The 21,297-nt window shown below is 63.6% G+C and carries 21 protein-coding genes and 1 pseudogene; 12 read left to right on the top strand and 10 right to left on the bottom strand.

Going from position 1 to position 21,297, the window contains the following annotated elements; genetic code table 11:
- The first annotated feature begins 221 nt into the window (after nucleotides 1-221).
- Nucleotides 222-1,217, top strand: coding sequence for an ABC transporter substrate-binding protein (locus tag CWS72_RS26365; protein WP_101253648.1), 996 nt, complete (start codon nucleotides 222-224; stop codon nucleotides 1,215-1,217).
- 40 nt (nucleotides 1,218-1,257) lie between these two features.
- Nucleotides 1,258-2,253: an isopenicillin N synthase family dioxygenase gene (locus CWS72_RS26360; RefSeq protein WP_101253647.1), complete on the top strand. Its 996-nt coding sequence runs from the start codon at nucleotides 1,258-1,260 to the stop codon at nucleotides 2,251-2,253.
- Here the strand turns inward: CWS72_RS26360 and CWS72_RS26355 are convergent.
- Entirely contained in the window at nucleotides 2,214-3,071 is an 858-nt protein-coding gene (locus CWS72_RS26355) for a ChbG/HpnK family deacetylase (RefSeq protein ID WP_146002896.1), read from the bottom strand. The two genes, CWS72_RS26360 and CWS72_RS26355, sit on opposite strands and share 40 nt — an antisense overlap.
- Before the next feature lie 211 nt (nucleotides 3,072-3,282).
- Nucleotides 3,283-3,696 carry a 6,7-dimethyl-8-ribityllumazine synthase gene (locus CWS72_RS26350; protein ID WP_101253645.1) on the bottom strand — a complete coding sequence of 138 codons (414 nt, stop codon included), beginning with the start codon at nucleotides 3,694-3,696 and terminating at the stop codon, nucleotides 3,283-3,285.
- Between the two features lie 142 nt (nucleotides 3,697-3,838).
- On the opposite strand from CWS72_RS26350, the gene CWS72_RS26345 reads away from it, so the two are divergent.
- From CWS72_RS26345 to CWS72_RS26305, 9 genes are all read left to right on the top strand, one after another.
- Nucleotides 3,839-4,111: a hypothetical protein gene (locus CWS72_RS26345; RefSeq protein ID WP_101253644.1), complete on the top strand. Its 273-nt coding sequence runs from the start codon at nucleotides 3,839-3,841 to the stop codon at nucleotides 4,109-4,111.
- Between the two features lie 321 nt (nucleotides 4,112-4,432).
- Nucleotides 4,433-5,305, top strand: a complete 873-nt coding sequence (locus CWS72_RS26340; protein WP_101253651.1) for an AraC family transcriptional regulator — start codon at nucleotides 4,433-4,435, stop codon at nucleotides 5,303-5,305.
- Nucleotides 5,306-5,365: 60 nt separating this feature from the next.
- Nucleotides 5,366-6,151, top strand: a complete 786-nt coding sequence (locus tag CWS72_RS26335) for an SDR family NAD(P)-dependent oxidoreductase (protein ID WP_241911901.1) — start codon at nucleotides 5,366-5,368, stop codon at nucleotides 6,149-6,151.
- A 50-nt stretch (nucleotides 6,152-6,201) separates the two neighbouring features.
- Nucleotides 6,202-7,497 (top strand): amidohydrolase family protein, encoded by a 1,296-nt coding sequence (locus CWS72_RS26330; protein WP_101253642.1) that lies wholly within the window; start codon nucleotides 6,202-6,204, stop codon nucleotides 7,495-7,497.
- A 176-nt stretch (nucleotides 7,498-7,673) separates the two neighbouring features.
- Complete coding sequence (locus CWS72_RS26325) at nucleotides 7,674-8,621, top strand: BMP family protein (RefSeq protein ID WP_199176004.1); 948 nt, start codon at nucleotides 7,674-7,676, stop codon at nucleotides 8,619-8,621.
- 373 nt (nucleotides 8,622-8,994) lie between these two features.
- Nucleotides 8,995-10,401, top strand: coding sequence for an amidase (locus CWS72_RS26320; RefSeq protein WP_101253649.1), 1,407 nt, complete (start codon nucleotides 8,995-8,997; stop codon nucleotides 10,399-10,401).
- Nucleotides 10,398-11,927 carry an ABC transporter ATP-binding protein gene (locus CWS72_RS26315; protein ID WP_101253641.1) on the top strand — a complete coding sequence of 510 codons (1,530 nt, stop codon included), beginning with the start codon at nucleotides 10,398-10,400 and terminating at the stop codon, nucleotides 11,925-11,927. Before CWS72_RS26320 ends, CWS72_RS26315 begins: the two co-directional genes overlap by 4 nt.
- Entirely contained in the window at nucleotides 11,917-12,966 is a 1,050-nt protein-coding gene (locus tag CWS72_RS26310) for an ABC transporter permease (RefSeq protein WP_101253640.1), read from the top strand. Before CWS72_RS26315 ends, CWS72_RS26310 begins: the two co-directional genes overlap by 11 nt.
- On the top strand, nucleotides 12,966-13,907 hold the full coding sequence (locus CWS72_RS26305) for an ABC transporter permease (RefSeq protein ID WP_101253639.1): 942 nt from the start codon (nucleotides 12,966-12,968) through the stop codon (nucleotides 13,905-13,907). The genes CWS72_RS26310 and CWS72_RS26305 overlap by 1 nt, the downstream gene beginning before the upstream one ends.
- Nucleotides 13,908-13,913: 6 nt before the next feature.
- Here CWS72_RS26305 and CWS72_RS26300 read toward each other — a convergent pair whose 3' ends face one another.
- The 3 genes from CWS72_RS26300 to CWS72_RS26290 all read right to left on the bottom strand — a co-directional run bounded on the left by CWS72_RS26300 (nucleotide 13,914) and on the right by CWS72_RS26290 (nucleotide 15,122).
- Nucleotides 13,914-14,210, bottom strand: coding sequence for a HigA family addiction module antitoxin (locus CWS72_RS26300; protein ID WP_101253638.1), 297 nt, complete (start codon nucleotides 14,208-14,210; stop codon nucleotides 13,914-13,916).
- Between the two features lie 8 nt (nucleotides 14,211-14,218).
- Nucleotides 14,219-14,491 carry a type II toxin-antitoxin system RelE/ParE family toxin gene (locus tag CWS72_RS26295; protein ID WP_101253637.1) on the bottom strand — a complete coding sequence of 91 codons (273 nt, stop codon included), beginning with the start codon at nucleotides 14,489-14,491 and terminating at the stop codon, nucleotides 14,219-14,221.
- Nucleotides 14,492-14,645: 154 nt separating this feature from the next.
- Entirely contained in the window at nucleotides 14,646-15,122 is a 477-nt protein-coding gene (locus tag CWS72_RS26290) for a hemagglutinin repeat-containing protein (RefSeq protein ID WP_158240834.1), read from the bottom strand.
- Between the two features lie 209 nt (nucleotides 15,123-15,331).
- Here CWS72_RS26290 and CWS72_RS26285 point away from each other — a divergent pair.
- Nucleotides 15,332-15,826 (top strand): annotated as a pseudogene (locus CWS72_RS26285) (transposase); the annotation flags it as partial.
- A gap of 722 nt (nucleotides 15,827-16,548) precedes the next feature.
- Here CWS72_RS26285 and CWS72_RS28690 read toward each other — a convergent pair.
- The 5 genes from CWS72_RS28690 to CWS72_RS27995 form a co-directional block, all read right to left on the bottom strand.
- A complete protein-coding gene (locus CWS72_RS28690; RefSeq protein WP_101253634.1) occupies nucleotides 16,549-17,955 on the bottom strand; it encodes a DUF637 domain-containing protein in 1,407 nt (468 codons plus the stop codon).
- Nucleotides 17,956-18,048: 93 nt separating this feature from the next.
- Nucleotides 18,049-18,420, bottom strand: a complete 372-nt coding sequence (locus CWS72_RS26275; protein WP_101253633.1) for a hypothetical protein — start codon at nucleotides 18,418-18,420, stop codon at nucleotides 18,049-18,051.
- A gap of 1 nt (nucleotide 18,421) precedes the next feature.
- Nucleotides 18,422-20,020: a DUF637 domain-containing protein gene (locus tag CWS72_RS26270; protein WP_101253632.1), complete on the bottom strand. Its 1,599-nt coding sequence runs from the start codon at nucleotides 20,018-20,020 to the stop codon at nucleotides 18,422-18,424.
- 163 nt (nucleotides 20,021-20,183) lie between these two features.
- Nucleotides 20,184-20,696, bottom strand: coding sequence for a hypothetical protein (locus CWS72_RS27575; protein WP_146002895.1), 513 nt, complete (start codon nucleotides 20,694-20,696; stop codon nucleotides 20,184-20,186).
- Between the two features lie 22 nt (nucleotides 20,697-20,718).
- The coding region (locus tag CWS72_RS27995) for a hypothetical protein (protein ID WP_420824089.1) at nucleotides 20,719-21,297 on the bottom strand (579 nt) is incomplete at its 5' end.

Below are 21,297 nucleotides of genomic sequence, written 5' to 3'. Positions count from 1 at the left end.
CAATCCCCCCCTCCCTGTCGACGAAACCACAATTGGCATGAGCGTTGCTTCTTGAGCATCCCGAGTAGAAGCGGTTAGCGGAGCTTCACGAAGGCCCGCGGGACATTGCTCCAATCGACGCCCATCGCGGCCCGATTGACAGAATCATGGTCTGTTGAGTGGCACCTGCCGATGAACCCGAGAGCTGGGCATCGCCCTGTCCAGCGTTGGAGACAGCACGAATGATCAATCCCTGGACCTTTCTGACACGTCGCATCGCCCCCGCCCTGGCCGGCATGGCCCTTCTCGCCGCACACCCCATCCAGGCGCGGGCGGATGAGGCCGTCGTCCTCGGCAGCAACTGGTTCGCCGAGGCCGAGCATGGCGGGTTCTATCAGGCACTGGCCACCGGCATTTACAAGAAATACGGCCTCGACGTGACCATCAAGATGGGCGGCCCGCAGATCAACGGCATCCAGTTGCTGGCCGGCGGCCTGATCGATATCTGGATGGGCTACGACTTCCAGACGCTGAAGGCGCTCGAACAGGGCGTTCCCGCGGTGACCATCGCCGGCTTCTTCCAGAAGGATCCGCAAGCCATCCTCGCCCATCCCGACGTCAAGACCTACGCCGACCTGAAGGGAAAGCCCATCTATCTGGCCAGCGCCTCGGACGTCACCTTCTGGCCCTGGCTGAAAGCGAAATACGGCTATACCGATGCGCAGAAAAAGCCCTACGCCTTCAGCGTCGCCCCCTTTCTGGCCGACAAGACCTCGGCCCAGCAGGGATATGTCACTTCCGAACCCTTCGCCATGATGCAGGGCGGCGTGACGCCGACGGCGCTGCTGATGGCCGATGACGGCTATCCGCCCTACGCCACCACGCTGGTGACGCTGCAGAAAACCATCGACGGCAAATCCGACGCGCTGGCCCGCTTCGTCAAGGCCTCGGCCGAGGGCTGGAAAAGCTATCTGGCCGATCCGGCTCCGGGCAACGCCCTGATCAAAAAAGACAACCCGAAGATGACCGACGAGCAGTTGGCCTTCGGCGTCGAGCAGATCAAAAAATTCGGCCTGGTCACCGGCGGCGACGCGGCCAAATCGGGAATCGGCGCGATGACCGACGCACGATGGAAACAGACCGATGACGTCATGGTGCAAAACAATCTTCTGCCCGCCGCCGTCGATTACAAGCGGGGCTACACGTTGAAGTTCGTCAAGGACCTGCCGCTTCCCTGAGGGGAGAAGGACTTTTGCACCGCGCGAAACGGAGTGCATCATGGTCGATTACCACGCCCCGAAACGGGGTCTTACCCCCGTGCTCGACATCACCGACTGGCGAAACGGCCGCGACAAGGCCGCCGTCGCCCGCGAATTCGATCGCATCTGCCGGACCATCGGCTTCTTCTATCTGACCGGCCATGGCATTCCCGCCGCCGCCATGGCGGGCATGCTGGAGCAGACGGCCCGGTTCTTCGCCCTTGACGATGCGATCAAGCGCACCCTGCTGGTCGATTGGCGGCGGCGCGGATACGAACCCTTCGGCCTGCAAAGCCTGGACGCCGCCGCCCCGCCGGACATCAAGGAATCGCTGCTGCTGGGGCTCGACCAGCCCGACGATCACCCTTACGTCAAGCGGGGCTTGGCCAATTACGGTCCCAATCTCTGGCCGGCCGAGGAGCATCTGCCCGGGTTCCGCGCCTTCTGCGAGGATTACTTCTCCCGGGTCTATACCGTGGGACGCTCCCTGATGGCGATCTTCGCCAGCGTGGCCGGACTGCCCGAGGATCATTTCGAACCGATCCTGGTCGATCCGATGGCCACCCTGCGGCTGATCCATTACCCCCCGCAACCCGGCGCCGTCGTCGACAACCAGATCGGCTGCGGCACCCATACCGACTGGGGGGCCGTCACCCTGCTCCTGCAGGACGAGACGGGCGGGCTGGAGGTCCGCGACAAAAACGGCGAATGGCTATACGCCAATCCCCTGCCCGGCGCCTATGTGGTCAATATCGGCGACATGATGCCGGTCTGGACCAACGGCGCCTATCACTCCAACGCCCATCGGGTGCGCAACGCCGACCCCGGGCGCCATCGCTATTCGGTGCCGCTGTTCATCGATCCGGACTACGACGCCCTGGTCTCCTGCCTCGACGCCTTCCTGCCGGCCGGAGAGACTCCGAAGATACCGGCGCGCACCGTCGGCGAGCATATCGACCTGATGTATGCGATCTCCTACGGGCAGGCGTCGCCGGAGGCGATGGCGAACCCCTGAGCGGCCAGTCGCCCAGGCAGATCGGGCGCCATCAGGGTCTCCCATTCGCTCTGCCGGGGATCGGTCAGGCTGTCGCAGGCCCGCAGGGCCTCATCGACGTGGCCGGGATGGACCATCAGCAGATGGCCGTCCCCGGCGTCGGCGAGCATGCCCTCCAACACGGCGCCCAGGGATTGGCGGCGAATGTCGTAGAACCCGGAGAACCCGCGATTCATGGCGATCTTCCTGGCCCGCGCCGCCTTGGACAGGGGACGTCCGACGGCCGCGATCACCCCGGCCTTGAAGGCGCCGCCGCGCTTCAGGATGGCCGAAGGCCGGTCGGTGCAGTCGCGCAGCCAGACATGCCGGGCATCCAGCCGCCGCTCGAACAGCGCCAGGATCGCCTGGCGGACGCCGGGCAGCAGATGCACATGCTGATGGCCGTCGATGAAATCGGGGGAGCGTCCGAAATTCGCCTCGAAGGCATCGAGCTGGCGCTCCAGTTCCGCCGCGACCTCTTCCTTCGGCAATCCGAAACCGAAGCTCAACTTGAACAGCCGTCCGATGCCCGGCAGGCGGCCATCCGGAGCCAGGCGCGGCATGGCCCCCAGCGGCCGCTGGTCGGTCAGGGTCACATGCAGGCCGACGGCGATGGCCGCGCCCAATGGGCGTAGCGCCGGCGCCTCGTCGGCCCAGGCCGGCATGCAGCTCATCACGCCGGTGGCCGACAGCCTTCCCGCCACCGCCAACTCGCGAATGCCCGCGCTGACCGCCGGCGAAATGGCGTAATCGTCGGCGCAAATCACCAGTTGCCTCGGCTGTCCGGAGTGAAGGATCATCGGCTTCTCCTCGTTTCCCGGGGCCTTCACGCGCCGCCCAAAAGATGCGACGCGCGAGGGCCACGCTGATCTCACGGGCAGTGGCTTAGTCCATTGGAGGCCAGGAGGCAATGCCCCGCGCTATTCCTCGCAGGGCAATCGGGTGAACCCGCTTGCCCTGGTTTAAATTCTTGCCGGGCGGCGGACATCCGTCCGCCGTGGCTTGCCCGCGCTATTCCTCGACGGCCCCGCGCAGCATCACCTCCACCGCCGCGACGGCGGCGTCGGCGTGGGGATGGAGCCGTGGCGGGATCTGCGAGGGATGCACCTCCGGCCCGATGATGCCGATGCCGATCGGCTTCATGAATTCCAGTTGCAATTGGATCAGGGCATCGCTCACCGACTGGCCCATGACCAGGCCATGCGCGGTTTCACCCCGCTCGATGATGCCCAGCACGACAACCGCCGCGACATCGTCGCGCAGCAGCAGCCGTTTCACCGCCAGCGGTTTTTCATAGGAGCCGGGCACCTTCACCACGGCCCGCAATTCCAGGCCGCGTTCCTTGATCGAGGCAACGGCCGTGGCGAGCATCCGCTCGGTTTCGGCCTTGTGAAAGGTTCCAACGACGATGGCGATGCCATTCATTTTCGACACTTGAGCTTTTCTCCATTTCCGGAAGCATCCCCGTTTGCGGGGAAACTCGCCGGTCCATACGGGCGTTGTCCGTCATCCTATCCGAGCGGCGGCCGCTTCGGTAGACTGCTCCGGCCAGCGGGAGGGATAGCCCATGTCCAAGCGGATCGACAAGTCCTGGGTCGTTTTCAGCAGCATCGAGAACCACGAGGGGAATCGATGCGTCGACCTCTTTCGCCGCCCCGACGGCACCTTCGGCTTCGAGGAGTTTCGCAGGGATCCCGAGGACGCCGGAGCATGGACGCCGGTACGCTACTATTCGGCCGCGATTTACGCTTCCGAAGACGAGACCCTGCGGGCGGCCGCCGGCGCGGTGCCCTGGTTCGGTAATTCCGTCCCAGGCCCTGGGGCGCGTGGACATTCATGACGGCCATGCCCCCTTGATGGGGCGCCTTAAGACTTCTCCGGTTGCCTCTGGTTCCCCAATGGCATGAAAGAAGCCCCGGATATTTTGAACCACCAAGGCACCAAGACACCAAGGCGTCTTTCGGATCAGTCGGCGGCGGCCGATCTGCGCCGCAGGCATTCGGCGGACAGCCGATGACGGGACGGGAAAATGCCGGTGCACTCCACGCCACCTTGGTGTCTTGGTGCCTTGGTGGTTCATCAAAAGCCAGAGCGCACCGGAACCATCAAGAGGACGAAGAGAACCAAATGTCCACACGCCCTAATGTCATCGGGAGGCATCTTGGCAAGAACCGATCCGCTGAACCGCGTCCGTTATTGGCGGGATGTCCGCATCCCGGGGCTCGCCCTGCTCGAGGCCGATTTCACCGGCCACGATTACGCGCCGCACAGCCACGACGCCTTCGTCATCGCCATGACCGAGGCGGGCGGATCGGAATTCAACAGCCGGGGCCGCACCGAGGAGGCCACGGCCGCCCGCCTGCTGGTCTTCAATCCCGACGAGCCCCATTCCGGCCGCATGGCGCGAAGCCCCCGCTGGCGCTATCGCTCCTTCTATCTCGACGAAAGGGCCATCGCCGGCCTCACGGCCCGGCTGGGACTGGCGGCGACGCCCTATTTCACCTCCAACCTCTTCACCGACCCCGATCTCATCGCCGTCTTCCTTGCCTTGCACCATGCCCACGACCGGGACAATGACGCCTTGCGGGAAAGCGAGCTGCTGTCCGCCGGCCTCGGCGGGTTGATCGCCCGTCACAGCGCCGCGGGCAGGCGCATGCCCCTGCCCCCCGGGGATCGGCGGCTTTTCCAACGGGTGAGCGATGTCATGCGGCAGCGCCACACCGAATCTCCGACCCTGGAGGACCTGGGACGGACGGAGGGACTGACCTGCTTCCAGCTCATCGGATTGTTCAAGCGCGTCGCAGGCATCACCCCGCACGCCTATCTGACGCAAATCCGTCTCGGCGCGGCGATGCGGCATCTGCGGGCCGGCGTACCGATCGCGCAGGCCGCCGTGATGGCCGGCTTTTACGATCAGGCGGCGCTGACCACCCACTTCAAACGAGCCTATGGCTTCACGCCCCGCCAGTTCGTCCGGGCGGAGCTGGGGCGGGCGGAGCTGGGGCGCCCCGAGGGCGGCAATTTCGGCCAATAGCGAAAACGGCATCGACGCCAGATTGGGACCATCGTTTCCCGGAAATGAAAGGATCCCGATATGTCCGCGTCCCCCTGCACCACCTCCCCGTTTCCTCCCCGTATGGCCGGCCGCGTCTGCCTGGTGACCGGCGGCGGCAGCGGCATCGGCCGCGCCGCCGCGCTCCGCATGGCCGAGGAGGGCGCCCTCGCCGTGGTCATCGCCGGGCGCCGGGCCACCGAAGGCGAGGCCGCCGCCCGGGAATGCCGCGACGCCGGCGCCCAATCGTTATTCATCAAAACCGACGTGACGCGGGAAGACGAGGTGGCGCGGATGGTCGAAGGAACGCTGACGCGGTTCGGACGTCTCGACGTCGCCTTCGACAACGCCGGGTTTCAGGAAAGGCGCGCCCCGCTCGAAAAGCAGGATCCGGCCGTCTATGACGCGGTATTCGATGCCAATGTCCGTTCCGTCTTCCTCTGCCTGCGCCACCAGATTCCGCCCATGCTGGCGGCCGGCGGCGGTGCCATCGTCGTCAACGCCTCGGTCAGCGGGCTGCGCAATCCCAATCCCGGCCTCGCCCTTTATTCGGCCTCCAAGGCGGCGGTGATTTCGCTGGTCCGCTCGACCGCGATGGAATGCGCGCCCAACGGGATCCGCATCAACGCCGTCGCCCCGGGACGGGTGGAGACCGACATGATGCGGGCCTCGGGGATCCCGCTGGCCTCGGTCGCCGGAGCCCTTCCCCTGCGCCGCCTCGGCCGGCCGCAGGAGGTGGCCGAGGCCGTGCTCTGGCTCGCCTCGGCTCAGGCGTCCTATGTGGTCGGCCACGTCTTGTGTACAGATGGTGGATTCTTGGCGTCGTGAGCAGCATCATGCCACCCCGATATCTTCCCCAGCATTCCCGGAGTCCCGCCATGTTCGATCTGATCCTGCGCCATGCCAATCTTCCCGACGGCCGGACCGATATCGACATCGGCATCTCCGGCGGACGGATCGCGGCCGTCGAACCGAACCTGGCCGGCGAGGCGGGAGACGCGATCGACGCCACCGGGCGCCTGGTCTCGCCGCCCTTCGTCGATGCGCATTTCCACATGGATTCGACGCTGTCCCTGGGCCTGCCCAGACTGAACCGATCGGGAACCCTGCTTGAGGGAATCGCCCTTTGGGGGGAATTGAAACCGCAGCTCACCAGGGAGGCGCTGGTCGACCGGGCGCTGCGTTATTGCGACCTGGCGGTGGCGCAAGGGCTGCTGGCCATTCGCAGCCATGTCGATGTCAGCGATCCCCGGCTGCTGACCGTCGAAGCCCTGCTGCATGTGAAGGAAAAGGTCCGGCCCTACATCGATCTTCAGCTCGTCGCCTTTCCCCAGGACGGCTATCTGCGCGGCCCGGGGATCGCCGAGCGGCTTGAGCGCGCGCTCGCCATGGGCGTCGACGTCGTCGGCGGCATTCCCCATTTCGAACGGACCATGGCCGACGGCGCCCTGTCGATCGAACGGCTGTGCCGGATCGCCGCCGACCGTGGCCTGCCGGTCGACATGCATTGCGACGAGAGCGACGATCCGCTGTCGCGCCACATCGAGACCCTGGCCGCCGAGACGATCCGCCACGGCCTGCAGGGCCGCGTCGCCGGATCCCATCTCACCTCCATGCATTCCATGGACAATTATTACGTCTCCAAACTGATCCCGCTGATCGCCGAGGCCGGCGTCCACGCCATTCCCAATCCCCTGATCAACATCACCCTGCAGGGCCGCCACGACAGCTATCCGAAGCGGCGCGGCATGACCCGCGTGCCCGAGCTGATGGCGGGGGGCGTCACTGTCGCCTTCGGCCACGACTGCGTGATGGACCCCTGGTATTCCATGGGGTCCGCCGACATGCTGGAGGTCGCCCACATGGCGGTCCATGTCGGACAGATGACCTCGCTCGCCGGTATGCGCTCCACCTTCGAGGCCATCACCGTCAATTCCGCCAGGGTGCTGGGATTGGAAGGCTACGGCATCGAGGTCGGCCGCCGCGCCGATCTGGTCGTCCTGCAGGCCCGCGATCCCATCGAGGCGATCCGCCTGAAAGCCACCCGCCTGGCCGTCGTCCGGCAGGGAAAAGTGATCGCCCGATCCGCTCCGCGGGTCAGCGAACTGATGCTCGACGGCCGCCCCGACCGGCTCGATCCGGCAAGCTACGCGCCGCCGCCGGGTGCTCTCTGAGGCAATGCAACCAACGGTAATTGCCTATTTTTTAACCTTGACAATTTATTAGGCAAACGATCAGGTTTGACCAGTTGGTCAAGAAATCGCGCGGTGCCGGAACAGCCCGCGCGGCAGGCTTTCCGAAGGGGGATCATCGGCTCATGGCTTACGAACTTTCACGACGGACATTTCTCATGACTTCGGCGGTCGGCGGCTTGACGCTCGCCGCGCCGGGCGTTTTCGCCCAGACGAAACTGAAGGTGGCGGGCATCCACGCCTCTCCCGTCGAGAACGCCTGGAACTCGCGCCTGCATGAGGCCCTGCAGGCGGCCGCCAAGGATGGCGCCATCGACTATGTCTTCTCCGAAAGCGTCTCGGCCACCGACTATCCGCGGGCCATGCGCGAATATGCCGAGCAGGGCTGCAAGCTGATCGTCGGCGAATCCTACGCGGTCGAGACGGCGGCGCGCCAGGTGGCGGCGGACTATCCGGCCACCACCTTCCTGATGGGATCGAGCGGCAAGCCGGCCGGCGACAATTTCGGCAAGTTCGGCACCTGGAACCACGAGGCGGCCTATCTCGCCGGCATGCTGGCGGCGCCGCTCAGCAAAACGGGCATCTTCGGCACCGTCGGCGCCATTCCGATCCCCGAGGTCAATATCCTGATCAACGCCTTTCGGGCCGGCGTGCGCGACGCCCGGCCGGAGGCGAAATTCCTCATCGGCTTCATCGGCACCTTCTTCGATCCACCGAAGGCCCGTGAATCCGGCCTGGCCCAGATCGACGCCGGCGCCGACATCCTGTTCGGCGAACGCATCGGCACCGCCGACGCCGCCAAGGAAAAGGGCGTCAAGTCGATCGGCTCCCTGCTCGACTACACGCCGCGCTATCCCAACACGGTGTTCGCCAACGCCATGTGGTATTTCCGCCCCAGCCTCGACGCGGTGATCGCCGACATCAAGGCGGGCGTGAAGACCGGCAAGGACTACAGCCCCTTCAGCTTCATGAAACAGGGCGGCAACGACATCGTCTATGCCAAGTCGCTGGTGCTGGCCGATTCGATCGCGCCGATGGAGGCCAAGCGCGCCGCCATCCGTTCCGGCGCCTTCACCGTCCCGGTCGACGCCGGCGAACCCAAATAGTCTGAGGAAGGGGCCATCTTGATTTTTCCGTGGAGGAGAAATCCTTCAGAACCTATGGGGGCGCCAGGACAGGAAAAATCTCCCCTCGCCCGCTTTGCGGGAGAGGGGGCTTACGCGCGGGAGCGCGGAAAAAGTGTGCGGGAACAAACGAGTCTTTAATGTCGCGTGGACACGCGCCCCTCACCCGGCCGCTAAAGCGGCCACCCTCTCCCGCAAAGCGGGCGAGGGTTTCTCCGAGCGCCCACAGGCGGCCCCCTTCCGGCTCACGCCGGAACACCGATGCCCCAATTACATCAATGGCGGATAACGCTTTGATAAAACGACAAAAGTTGAGATGAGTGAACGCCACTCCGCCCACGGGGTTAAGGACATCATGAACGAACCTCCCGACGGCCTTGCCCTCGCCGCGGCGATCAGGTCCGGCCGCACGACGGCGGCGGCGACGATGGAGGCGGCGCTGGCGCGAGCCGGGGACTGCCGCCCCCTGGGCGCCATCCGGCATCTGGCCGCCGAATTGGGACGGCGGCATGCCGCCGCCTGCGACGCCGGAGCGGATCGGGAAGAACCGTTCCGGGGCGTACCGTTCCTGATGAAGGATCTCGGCGCCGCCGCCGAAGGATTGCCCATCGTCTGTTCGTCCCGCGCCATTCCACCGCTCCCCGCCCCGGCCGATTCCGATCTGGCGCGGCGGTTCCGCGACGCCGGCCTGATTCCCTTCGGCGTCACCACGGTGCCCGAATTCGGCCTGTCGCTGGCCGCCGAGCCGGCCATCGGCCCCATCGCCCGCAATCCCCTCGACCCCACCCGCACGCCGGGCGGATCCTCGGGCGGAGCGGCGGCGGCGGTGGCCGCCGGAATCGTCGCCCTGGCCCATGCGACCGACGCCGGCGGGTCGATCCGGGTCCCCGCCGCCTGCTGCGGGCTGGTCGGGCTCAAGCCCACGCGCGGGGCGACTCCCGGCGGTCCGGCCTTCGGCAACCATCTGGGCGGCCTAGCCTGCGAACTGGTCGTCAGCCGTTCGCTCCGCGACACCGCCGCCACGCTCGACGCCTGCGCCGGCCGGGCCCATGGCCCCTTTCCCGATCCCGCTCTCGGCGCCCCCCTCCTCGCCCGGCTGGACCAGCCGCCGTCGCCGCTCAGGATCGGCGTCTGCCCCGATGCCGAAACGGCCGCCGGCATCGGAGCGGCCCAGCGCGAGGCGGTCCTGCATGCGGCCGATGTGTTCGCCCGGGCCGGCCATCGCCTCCAGCCCATCGCAACCGAACGCCTGACGTCGTTGCAGGAGGACTCCGCGCTGGTCTTCGACCGGATCATTTCCGTCAACCTGGCCCGGCTGCTGGGCGATCTCTCGGCGGTCGAACCCCTGTCGGCCGCCGTCGCCCGCCGAGGCATGGCCGTCACCGCGCGCGAGCTGCAGGAGGCCGAACTGACCGGTGTCCGCGTGGCCAACGGATTATGGACGCTGTTCGACGGGATCGACGTGCTGCTCACCCCGATGCTGAGCGGCCCGCCCCCGAAGCTGGGATCATTCCCCACCGACCACGGCGACGTCGCGCTGCATTGGCGGCGCATGGCCGAATGCGCCCCCTTCGCCACGCTGGCCAATGTCGCCGGCGTCCCGGCCCTGTCCATTCCCCATGGCCTGTCCGACGGCCTGCCCCTGTCCGTGCAGCTGATCGGCCCGATGTCCGGAGACGGGCTGCTGCTGCGCCTGGCCCGCCTGCTTCAGGCCGTCCTTCCCTGGCGTTTCGAGGCCACCATCGCGGGAATGCCCGAATGACCGGCGGCGAAGTCGTCCTGCGTCTGGAAAAAATCACCAAGCGTTTCGGCGACCTGGTGGCCAATGACGAGGTGACGCTGGAGTTGCGCCGGGGCGAACTGCTGGCGCTGCTGGGCGAGAACGGCGCCGGCAAGACCACCTTGATGAATATCCTGTTCGGTCATTACACGGCCGATTCGGGACAGGTCAGCGTCTTCGGGCGCCCCTTGCCGCCCGGCCAGCCGCGCGCCGCCATCGAGGCCGGCATCGGCATGGTCCATCAGCATTTCGCCCTGGCCAACAATCTGAGCGTCCTCGAGAACGTCATCGCCGGCACCGAAAGCATCCTGCGTCCGCGCTCCGACCGCGCCCACGCCCGCGCCAAGCTGGCCGGGATCGCCGAGCGCTTCGGACTGACCGTCGATCCCGACGCCCGGGTGGGCGAGCTTTCCGTCGGCGAACGCCAGCGCGTCGAAATCCTGAAGGCGCTCTATCGCGACGCCCGCATCCTCATTCTCGACGAACCCACCGCCGTGCTCACCCATCAGGAGGCGGAACGGCTTTACCGGACCTTGCGCGGCATGGCGGCGAAGGGGCTGTCGCTCATCTTCATCTCCCACAAGCTGCACGAGGTTCTGGCCGCCGCCGATCGCGTCACCGTTCTGCGCGGCGGCAAGGTGGTCGCCGAACGGCCGGCCGCCGGGACCAGCCGCGACGAACTGGCCGAACTGATGATCGGCCGACGGGTCGCCCGCCCCGTCCGCGATCAACGGGCGCCCGGCCCGGTGGTCATGACGGCCGACGGGGTCGACGTCGTCGGCGGCGGGGTCAAGCGCCTGTCCGGCATCTCCTTCACGCTCCGCGCCGGTGAGACCCTGGGCATCATCGGCGTGGCGGGAAACGGACAGGCCTTCCTGGGCGAGCTGGTTTCCGGACTGGCCCGTCCCGGCGCCGGACGCTTCGAACTGCTGGGCGAGGCGGTCACCGCGCCCGGACCCCGGCGCTTCGTCGCGGCCGGGGTGGGCCGGGTCCCCGAGGACCGCAACGCCAACGGCGCGGTGGCCGAAATGACCGTCTGGGAGAACGCCGTTCTCGAACGGATCCGCGAGCGCCGCTTTTCCGTCGCCGGGCTGGTCAAGCGGGCCGCCGGCCGGGCCTTCGCCCGGACGGTCGTCGAACGCTTCGACGTCCGCGGCGGCGGCCCCGACACGCCGATCCGCCTGCTGTCGGGCGGCAATATGCAAAAACTGATTCTCGGCCGCAGCCTGGAGACGGCGCCCCGCATCCTGATCGCCGCCCAGCCGACGCGCGGCCTGGACGAGGGGGCGGTGGTGGCCATTCACGCCGAGATCCTGGCGGCGCGGCGGGCGGGAACCGCCGTCCTGCTGATCTCCGAGGACCTCGACGAGATCCTCGAACTGGCCGACCGGGTCCAGGCCATCGTCAAGGGGCGCCTGTCGCCGGACATTCCGATCGAAGAGGCCGATCCCCGCCGCCTGGGCCTGATGATGGCCGGACTATGGAACGAGACGACCGATGCGGCTTGAACGACGCTCCGACACCCCGCTCGCCCTGACGCTGGCCGCCCCGGTCGGCGCCGTCGCCCTGTCCCTGGCCCTGGCCGGCATTCTGATCGCTATCGCCGGGGCGCCGGTTTTCGAAGCCTACCACCGGCTGTTCATCGGCGCCTTCGGATCCCGGCTGGCGATCACCGAGACGCTGACCCGCGCCACGCCGCTGATCCTGACCGGGCTGGCCGCCGCCGTGGCCTTTCGCGCCCGCCTGTGGAACATCGGCGCCGAAGGGCAATTCTATGTCGGCGCCCTGGCCGCGGCGGCGCTGGGTTCGGAAGCCGGCCTGCAGCTTCCCGGCTATGCGCTGATACCCGCCCTGCTGGTGGCCGCCGCCGTCGCCGGGGCCGTCCTGCTGCTGGTTCCGCTGCTGATGCGGCTGCGCTTCGGCGTCGACGAGGTGGTCACCACCCTTCTGCTCAATTTCGTCATCCTGCTTTTCGTCTCGATGATGATCGAGGGACCGTTGAAGGATCCGCTGGCTTTCGGCTGGCCGCAGTCGGTTCCCGTTGTCGCCGACGCCATGCTGCCCAGGCTGGTCGCCCGCTCGCGGCTGCATATCGGCCTGCCGATCGGCGTCGGCCTGGCCATGCTCACCTGGTTCGTCCAGTCGCGCACCACCTTCGGCCTGGAAAGCCGGGCGGCCGGGCTCAATCCGCGGGCGGCGGCCTTCGCCGGCGTGTCGCTGACCCGCATCCTGATCAGCGTGGCCTGTCTGTCCGGCGGAGTGGCAGGGCTGGCCGGCGCCATCGAGGTGATGGGCGTCAAGGGCTATGTCACCACCGATCTTTCGCCCTCCTTCGGCTACACCGGCATCGTCGTCGCCATGCTGGCCGGCCTGCATCCCATCGGGGTGATCGTCACCGCGCTGTTCGTCGCCACCATGTTCGTCGGCGCCGACGGCATGAGCCGGGCGCTGGGCGTGCCCAGTTTCATCGCCGACGTCATCGTCTCGCTGTCGCTGCTGACCATGCTGGTCGCCCTGCTGCTCTCCAACTATCGGATCCGCCGCTGATGGACATGCTTCACATCTTCCTGTCGGCCGGCCTGTGGGCGGCGGTCCTGCGGATTGCCACGCCGCTGATCTTCGGCACCCTGGGGGCGCTGCTTTCCGAGCGGGCCGGCGTGCTGCATCTGGGCATCGAGGGCATCATGACCTTCGGCGCGATGATCGGCTGGCTGACCGTCTATCACGGCGGCGATCTGTGGATCGGCTTGCTGGCGGCGGCCATCGGCGGCGGCATCTTCGGCCTGCTGCACGCCCTGCTCACCGTGCCGCTCGGGTTGTCGCAGCATGTGACCGGCCTCGGCATCACCCTGTTCGCCTCCAGCCTCGCCTATTTCATCTTCCGCCTCAGCGTGCCGGTCTCGGGCACGCCGCCCACCATCGTCGCCTTCCAGGTCCTCCACATTCCCGTGCTCTCCGCCCTGCCCTTCCTCGGCGAGGCGGTTTTTTCCCAAACGGCGCCCACCTATCTGGCCGTCCTGCTGGCCCTGGGGCTGGCCTATGTCCTGGCCCGCACGCCGCTCGGCCTGGCCATCCGCATCGTCGGCGAAAATCCCCACGCCGCCGAGGCGCAGGGCCTCGACCCCATCGCCATCCGCATCGGCGCGGTGGTGGCGGGCAGCGCCTTGATGGGCATGGGCGGCGCCTTCCTGACGCTGTCGGCCTTCAACAGCTTCTTCCCGACGATGGTCCAGGGACGGGGCTGGGTCTCCATCGCCCTGGTGGTCTTCGCCTCCTGGCGTCCCGAGCGGGCGCTGTTCGGCGCCCTGCTGTTCGCGCTGTTCGACGCCTACCAGCTTCGTCTCCAGCAGGTCGTCGGCAAGGCCGTTCCCTATCAGTTGTTCCTGATGATCCCCTATCTGATGTCCATCGCCGCGCTGCTGGTCATGGCCCGGCGGGCACGGGTGCCGCAGGCGCTGATGCAGCCCTTCCGGCGCGGGGAACGCTAACCCGTTTTACGCCGCTGGCGGCGGCGCCAAGCGCGCCACCTGGATCGCCCCGGCTCGTTGTTCAACCTGCCACAGATCGTAGTGCATCTGCATGCCCAGCCAGGTTTCCGGACTGCCGCCAAAAGCTTTGGTGAGACGAATGGCCATTTCCGGCGAGATGCCGGCATGGCCATTGAGCAATTCCGAGAGAGCCTTTCGCGACACGCCCAATGCGGCGGCGGCGGACGTCACCGACAGACCGAGTGGCGCCAGACATTCCTCGCGGACAATCTCGCCGGGGTGCGGAGGGTTAAACATCTTCATAATCAGCCTCAATGGTAATCGACCAAATCTATGTCAGTCGGTTCGCCGTCCGTGAAGAAAAAGACCACCCGCCAATTGCCCGTCACTGTCACCGCCCACTGGCCGTCCCGATCATGGTAAAGCGGGTGCAGCTTGAATCCAGGAAGATCCATATCTTCCGGTTTCCGTGCACTCTGCAGGGCGCCAAGAATTCGGCGAAGCTTGGGGATTGGCTGGCTGGACACACCACGTGTATCGCCTTCCTCAAATAATCGCCGCAAGCCCTTATGCCGAAATTCCATAGCGTCACCTATAACGTGATGGGTGACACTCGTCAAGTTCCAAGCGCCAGGGATCGAACGGCATGGTTTCCCCTGATACGGGGCGTAATCGGTGAGCGGATGCACTCCAAGAGGCAACGGAGTCGAGATGTACTCGCCCCTGGAGAAAAAGCCATCAGAGGAGAGCAGCCATGAGCCAGTATGTCGAATGTCCCTTGTCCGACGTCGACTGCCACGCCGCAGAGCTTTTCGAACTGGTCTGCGACAGATAGCTGCTGTCCGTCGCCGACAGCAGCGACAGCGTGCCACCGGCGCTCAACGACAGATCCCCGCCCGCCGTCACCTGCGCCGCCTGCAGGGTCAGATCCGTCCCCGACGTCAGCGTCACGGCGCCCCCGGCCGTCACCGACGCGCCGCCCTTGGCCGAAAGATCGGCGCCCGTCACCGTCACGTCGTTGCCGGCGCTGACCGTCAGGTTGCCGCCCGCCGTCACCGCGCCCTGCCCGACCCGCACCGTCCGGTCGTCCCCGGCGGCACCGCTCAGCGTCACCGTCCGCGTGGCGATGCTGACATCCTTGCCCGCCGTCAGGCTGACGTCGCCGCCCGCCTTCAAAAGCCCGCTGACGTCGGTGATCGTGTCCTTGGCCGACACCACGAGATTGGCGGCAACGACAGCAGCGTCGGAAACGCCGGTTTGACCAGCAGTGTCAAGGCGTCGGCGGCCACCTCGCTTGCGGACTCAACAAATGGTTATGGCTGCGGGCTCTCAGATAAGTACACTGTCACCGTAATTAGGTCTTGCTGGGTCGGGTCACTGACCTGGCCGAACAAGCCGCCATGGGACGGCTCGACGGCGAAGGCGAAAAGGTCCGCCGATATGGCGAGTTCCAATATGGCGCCAAAAGCTGGAAGAAAGTTGAGCGGCAGGTGATCGCCCGTGTCGAAGCATCGGCACAAGGCACAGACAGCCGCTTCATCGTGACCAATCTCGCCGGATCGCCCAAGACGCTCTATGAGAAAATCTACTGCGCACGCGGGCAGATGGAGAACCTGATCAAGGCCCACAAACGCCATCTCGCTTCCGACCGGACATCTTGCTCAAAGGCGACCGCCAACCAGTTCCGGCTGCTCATCCACACCGCCGCATACTGGATGATCCATACCCTGCGCGGTCTCGCGCCCAAGACCTCATTCTGGCGTGACGCTCAGTTCGACACCATCCGCTTGGCCCTGATCAAGATCGCCGCCCGCGTCACCGAGATGGTCACCCGCATCAAGGTCGCGCTGCCGTCGAGCTATCCCTATCAGGAAGGTCTGGCGCTGCTCGCCGCGCGAACCGTCAAGCTGCCGCCGTGAAAAATGGGGCGATGTGCCCCGCAGACAAACCCCGCCCCCTCAACCAGCATGACCAATCTACAGCGCCCTTGGTGCCATGGCTTCACGCTGCCAAAATCATGGCGGCGTCCCGGCCTGATGAATAATCCGGGCTAGGTAAATAGTCATGGCGACGGATTCTCAGACATAGAGTATCGTCACCGTAGTTTCATAATTTAATTGATGATATAATGTTTCGCCAATCTACCGATAAATATCAGCATAAGCATCATCGCGGATGAAATAAAAAACATAATAACATATTTGAAATGTTTTTTTCTTTTATCGGCACAAGATTCCGGCACGTCGCCCAGAAGAAAATTAACCGTATTTTTCGCTGGAGAAAACGGCACTCCCCTCGCCCTTTCCCATTCTTTTGTGAATTTACTGAATTCAATCGATGATTTTATCGAAAAAAATATGCTCGCAAAAAACAATAGAAGAAGAATATTAAATATTATTTTATCAAAAATCAATATTCAACTCCATTTTTCCAGGATGCCGTCGCCGTATATGTAGGCCCCACACTGTATCCAAATTTGTAGGCTGGAGCCCCCCAGGACAATCCATTTATATTACCGTATAAATCGCTACTTGCCGAAACACTTCCATAGATAGTACTTACACCAGCAGACCAACCAGGACCAGATATGCTTCCCGTAGAATCTGTCAATTGCGCCCCATACACCCATCCAGCCCCAATATTATTGCCGACTTGGGCGGGACTGGCCGTAACGTAAAATCCAATATTTGACTGACCCGGGACGATATACACCCCCCCCTTGAACGGCCGCGCCAGCGCCATTAACGGTTAATTCTCCTCCATATCCGACAGTTAACGCAATTTTATTATTTACGTCTGCAGTAATTTTATCTACTGATTGCGAGGCTGCATATCCTTCTGCGCCTTGACTCCATGCATAAGCTTGGGCGGCAGTAACCGCATCATTGTACAGATACCCGTATGCGCCGTTAATCGCTCCCTGCGAGAAGGTTCCGCCGGTGACGCTCGACGCCGTGCCACCGATAGCGCTGGAAAGCGCCAGACCGCTGCCAAAGCCCAGCCCCACGCTTACCGGCGTCGCCGTCGCCGACAGTCCCGAGGCCGCCGCCCCCGATGCGCAATCTCCCCCGCTCGCCGCCGCCTGCGCGCAGCCCACCGCCGCATGGCCGAGAACATTCTCGGCATAGTTGGCCGTGCCGAAATACTCACTCGGCGTCTGCTTGGCATTATTCAGATAGGAGGTCGTCCCGTCGGAGTTTTTCACCTCGCTGAAATGCCCATCGGTCAGATCGCCCACTTCCGCGAAGGCGCCCGCCGCCGCCATGGAGATGGCGATGCTCTTCACCGTGTCCAGCGAGCCCAACTGCTGGAACGTCTTGCCAAGGTCCCCCTGATTGTTGATCAGGCTGGTCGTCACCTGCGTCGCCAGCGTCGAGATCCCCGCCGTCGCCGCCGCCACGGCCACCGTGCTGCCGGCCATCCCCGCCGCCTCCGCCAGCATGGCGCCGAGACCCGCCCCACCGGTCACCGCCGCCAGGACGATGGCGATGATCGCCGAGGCCGCCGCCGACAGACCCTGGCTTTCGTGATCCCACTTCTTGTGCGCTTCCTGCACCGCCTGCCAGGTCACCGCGTCTTTCGTCGCCAGCTGCGCCACCCACGCCGTCTTCGGATCCGCCGCCAGCGCCGTCAGGCTGGCCTGAAGATCCCCCGTGCTCTTGTAATCCGCAACGATCTTCGCCGCGCTGACCGACAGGTTGCCCCCCGCCTGCAGCCCCGTCATCACCACCGTCGTGTCATTGTGCCCCTTGTCCGACGTCGACTGCCACGCCGCAGAGCTTTTCGAACTGGTTTGCGACAGATAGCTGCTGTCCGTCGCCGACAGCAGCGACAGCGTGCCACCGGCGCTCAACGACAGATCCCCGCCCGCCGTCACCTGCGCCGCCTGCAGGGTCAGATCCGTCCCCGACGTCAGCGTCACAGCGCCCCCGGCCGTCACCGACGCGCCGCGGTTGCTCACCGTCTGGCTTTCCGAACGGCTTTTCGAGCTGTTCATGAAGCCGCCGCTCTTGCTGCTGTTCGATTCCGCGTAATAGCTGTCCGTCACCGCAGAGTCGGTCGGCCAGAGAAAATTAGTGCACTGTCACCGTAATTTCAAAATAATTAATTACACTACATCCACAAATTTCTTCCTGATTATTCAAGGAAAAGACTCGGAACTTTTCTTTCGCTCAACAAGGGCTTCGCTTACGGAAGATGCAAAATCGTACGGAAGATAGGACACATTCACATAAATCGTCTCGTTTACCCTGCGCGTCCAGATGAAGCTATATTGATCTCTCTTTTTATCAAGCTCAATGCTTGGCCGCTCAGGCCCATGGAACGATCGGGGATCTAAATTATTGTTTTTACATATTTTATAAAAAATCGCCTCAGCGGCTTCCTGGGCCTTATCTTCGCTACGGTATATATATGCATAACCCTCCATTATGAAAAAATATAAGGAACACGCCAATAATGACAGAACAATTACCCCAATTAATAACTTCATCATCACGATGACAATCTTCATGTTATGGAGCTTTCGTTTGACCAACAAAAATTGTTCTGAAATCTTTTCCTGGCACCCCTCCTCCAAGGGTATCGTGCTGGACTTGAGTCATCCAATTTCGGAATGAGCGACCGTCTTCCATATTAAAATTAAACGTATCTGGTGCCAGTTGAACATATCCACTGCCTAGAGCCGTAACTTGCCCCAAGCTTCCATATATAAACGTATCAGTAAGTGCTCCTGGTGACAGCGTTCCGAGCTCCCAGTTTACGAGTGCTGCCGCAAGTGCGGCTGAACTCGGATAAACAGAAAAGACTTGTCCTTTTTGCACATCAAATTGTATTGGTGCATATTCTGCAAGATTTACGTCATCTCCAGACCGATAAACTGTCTCCCCAGTTCCTTCCTTATAATGCGCAGCATACTCATCGGCTGTAGGTTGTACGGCCCACAACTTTCCGTCAGATCCACGCCCCAACCAATTAAACAGATACCCGAACGCACCTGTCACCGCGCCTTGAGCGGCGGAGCCTCCGGTGATTGACGCCGTCGCCCCGCCGATGGCGGCGGACACTGCGGTGCCGGCGGTCAGGCCGGCGTTGCCGTAGGCGGGCGTCGCGGCGGCGGACACCGCCGCCGAGGCCGCTCCGGCTCCGCATGACCCGCCGCTCGCAGCCCCCATGGCACAGCCCACCGTCGCATGACCGGCGACATTCGCCGCATAGTTGAGCGGATCATCCAGCGCCTTGTCCATGGTTATTCCATGGAAATCCGTCGCCGAGCCCACCTCGGAAAAGGCCCCCGCGCTGGCCATGGAAATGGCGATATTCTTCACCGTGTCCAGCGAGCCAAGTTCCTGCAACGTCTTGCCCAAATCACCCTGATTGTTGATCAGGCTGGTCGTTGCCTGCGTCGCCAGCGTCGAGAAGCCCGCCGCACCCGCAGCCCCCACCGCCAGCGCCGCATCGCTGCCGGCCGCGACCAGACCGATGGACGCGGCCTCTTCCGCCACCATGGCGGCAAGTCCCGTTCCCGCCGTCACCGCCGCCACCACGATGGCGATGATCGCCGAGGCCGCCGCCGACAGACCCTGGCTTTCGTGGTCCCACTTCTTGTGCGCTTCCTGCACCGCCTGCCAGGTCACCGCGTCCTTGGTCGCCAGTTGCGCCACCCACGCCGTCTTCGGATCCGCCGCCAGCGCCGTCAGGCTGGCCTGAAGATCCCCCGTGCTCTTGTAATCCGCCACGACCTTGGCGGCGTTGACCGACAGGTTGCCGCCCGCCTGCAGCCCCGTCATCACCACCGTCGTGTCATTGTGCCCCTTGTCCGACGCCGACTGCCACGCCGCAGAGCTTTTCGAACTGGTCTGCGACAGATAGCTGCTGTCCGTCGCCGACAGCAGCGACAGCGTGCCGCCGGCGCTCAACGACAGATCTCCGCCCGCCGTCACCTGCGCCGCCTGCAGGGTCAGATCCGTCCCCGCTGTCAGCGTCACACTGCCCCCGGCCGTCACCGACGTGCCGCGGTTGCTCACCGTCTGGCTTTCTGAACGGCTCTTCGAGCTGTTCATGAAGCCGCCGCTCTTGCTGGTATTCGATTCCGCGTAATAGCTGTCCGTCACCGCAGAGTCGGTCGGCCAGAGAAAATTAGTGCACTGTCACCGTAATTCCGCCCGCCTTCAAAAGCCCGCTGACGTCGGGGATCGAGTCCTTCGCCGACACCACGAGATTGTCAGGGACGGCAGTAACCTACGATGAATTAGAGAAATCCCTGTCGTCACAATTCTATTCAGAAAAATTCTCTCGCTTAAAAATGTGGACGCCATCCTTTCTATAAGAAATTATATTTCCATTCCAAATAGATAAAGTCCAAAAATCGGCATCATCTGACGCATTTTCTGAAAAAAACACACGAATAACCCCCCTCATATCAAAATTAAACGCCATATAATTTCCCTCAGCATCGTGATAAACTGACAAAAGTATTTGACCAGCAAGCTCTCCGAGGCATTGATTAACATTCTCTATATTTTTTTCATTGTTATTTGCACTGTAATTATCGGTGGAAATTTCCCATTCTGCATCTTGAATACAAAATTGCCATTGACCAACGACAAAAACACGTCGTCTGCTGAGATTAAGCTTCACCTTTCGCGAATTTTGCGGAGATGGCACCACAGGCTCCCGGATCAGCAGATGCGGCTCGCCAAACTGCATATTTATAATGCTGCCATGCACTATCTGAGGCGACCAAACGATACATCCACTTAATGGGAAAAATACATCCAGCGCATTCATCGCATCACCACCATACACAACATTATTTTCCAAACATGTCTTTTGCTGTTTGCAATATCTCTTTATAACTGTAATTCTGCCCAGATATCTCCTGATGCAACAACTGACGCTGATCCGGAGTTAGCCGCAGAATTCTTACAATAGCAGAAACTTGCGCATTTTGGGCTTGATTGTTTCCTGGCGTACCATCTGTGCCTGCAATCTGGATTTTCCCTGTATCATTGTTATTTTGATTCTGCTCAGCCGACATAAATCCTTCCGACAGCCCAGCAGCATCACTGGCTACATTACCAGCTAAAGATTGTGTCTGGTCAGACCCAGGTACAGTCGGACCGGCATCTTGCACACTACTGGTCGCAGCCGCACCCACGCTATTATACAGATACCCGTATGCGCCGTTAATCGCCCCCTGGGAGAAGGTTCCGCCGGTGACGCTCGACGCCGCGCCACCGATAGCGCTGGAGAGCGCCAGCCCACTGCTAAAGCCCAACCCCACGCTTACCGGCGTCGCCGTCGCCGACAGTCCCGAGGCCGCCGCCCCCGATGCGCAATCTCCCCCGCTCGCCGCCGCCTGCGCGCAGCCCACCGCCGCATGGCCGAG

The sequence above is a fragment of the Telmatospirillum siberiense genome (genome assembly GCF_002845745.1).
GTDB classification, from domain to species: Bacteria; Pseudomonadota; Alphaproteobacteria; order Rhodospirillales; family Magnetospirillaceae; genus Telmatospirillum; species Telmatospirillum siberiense.
The sequence above is the reverse complement of the archived record's forward strand: the minus strand, read 5'-3'. Positions and strand labels throughout refer to the sequence as shown.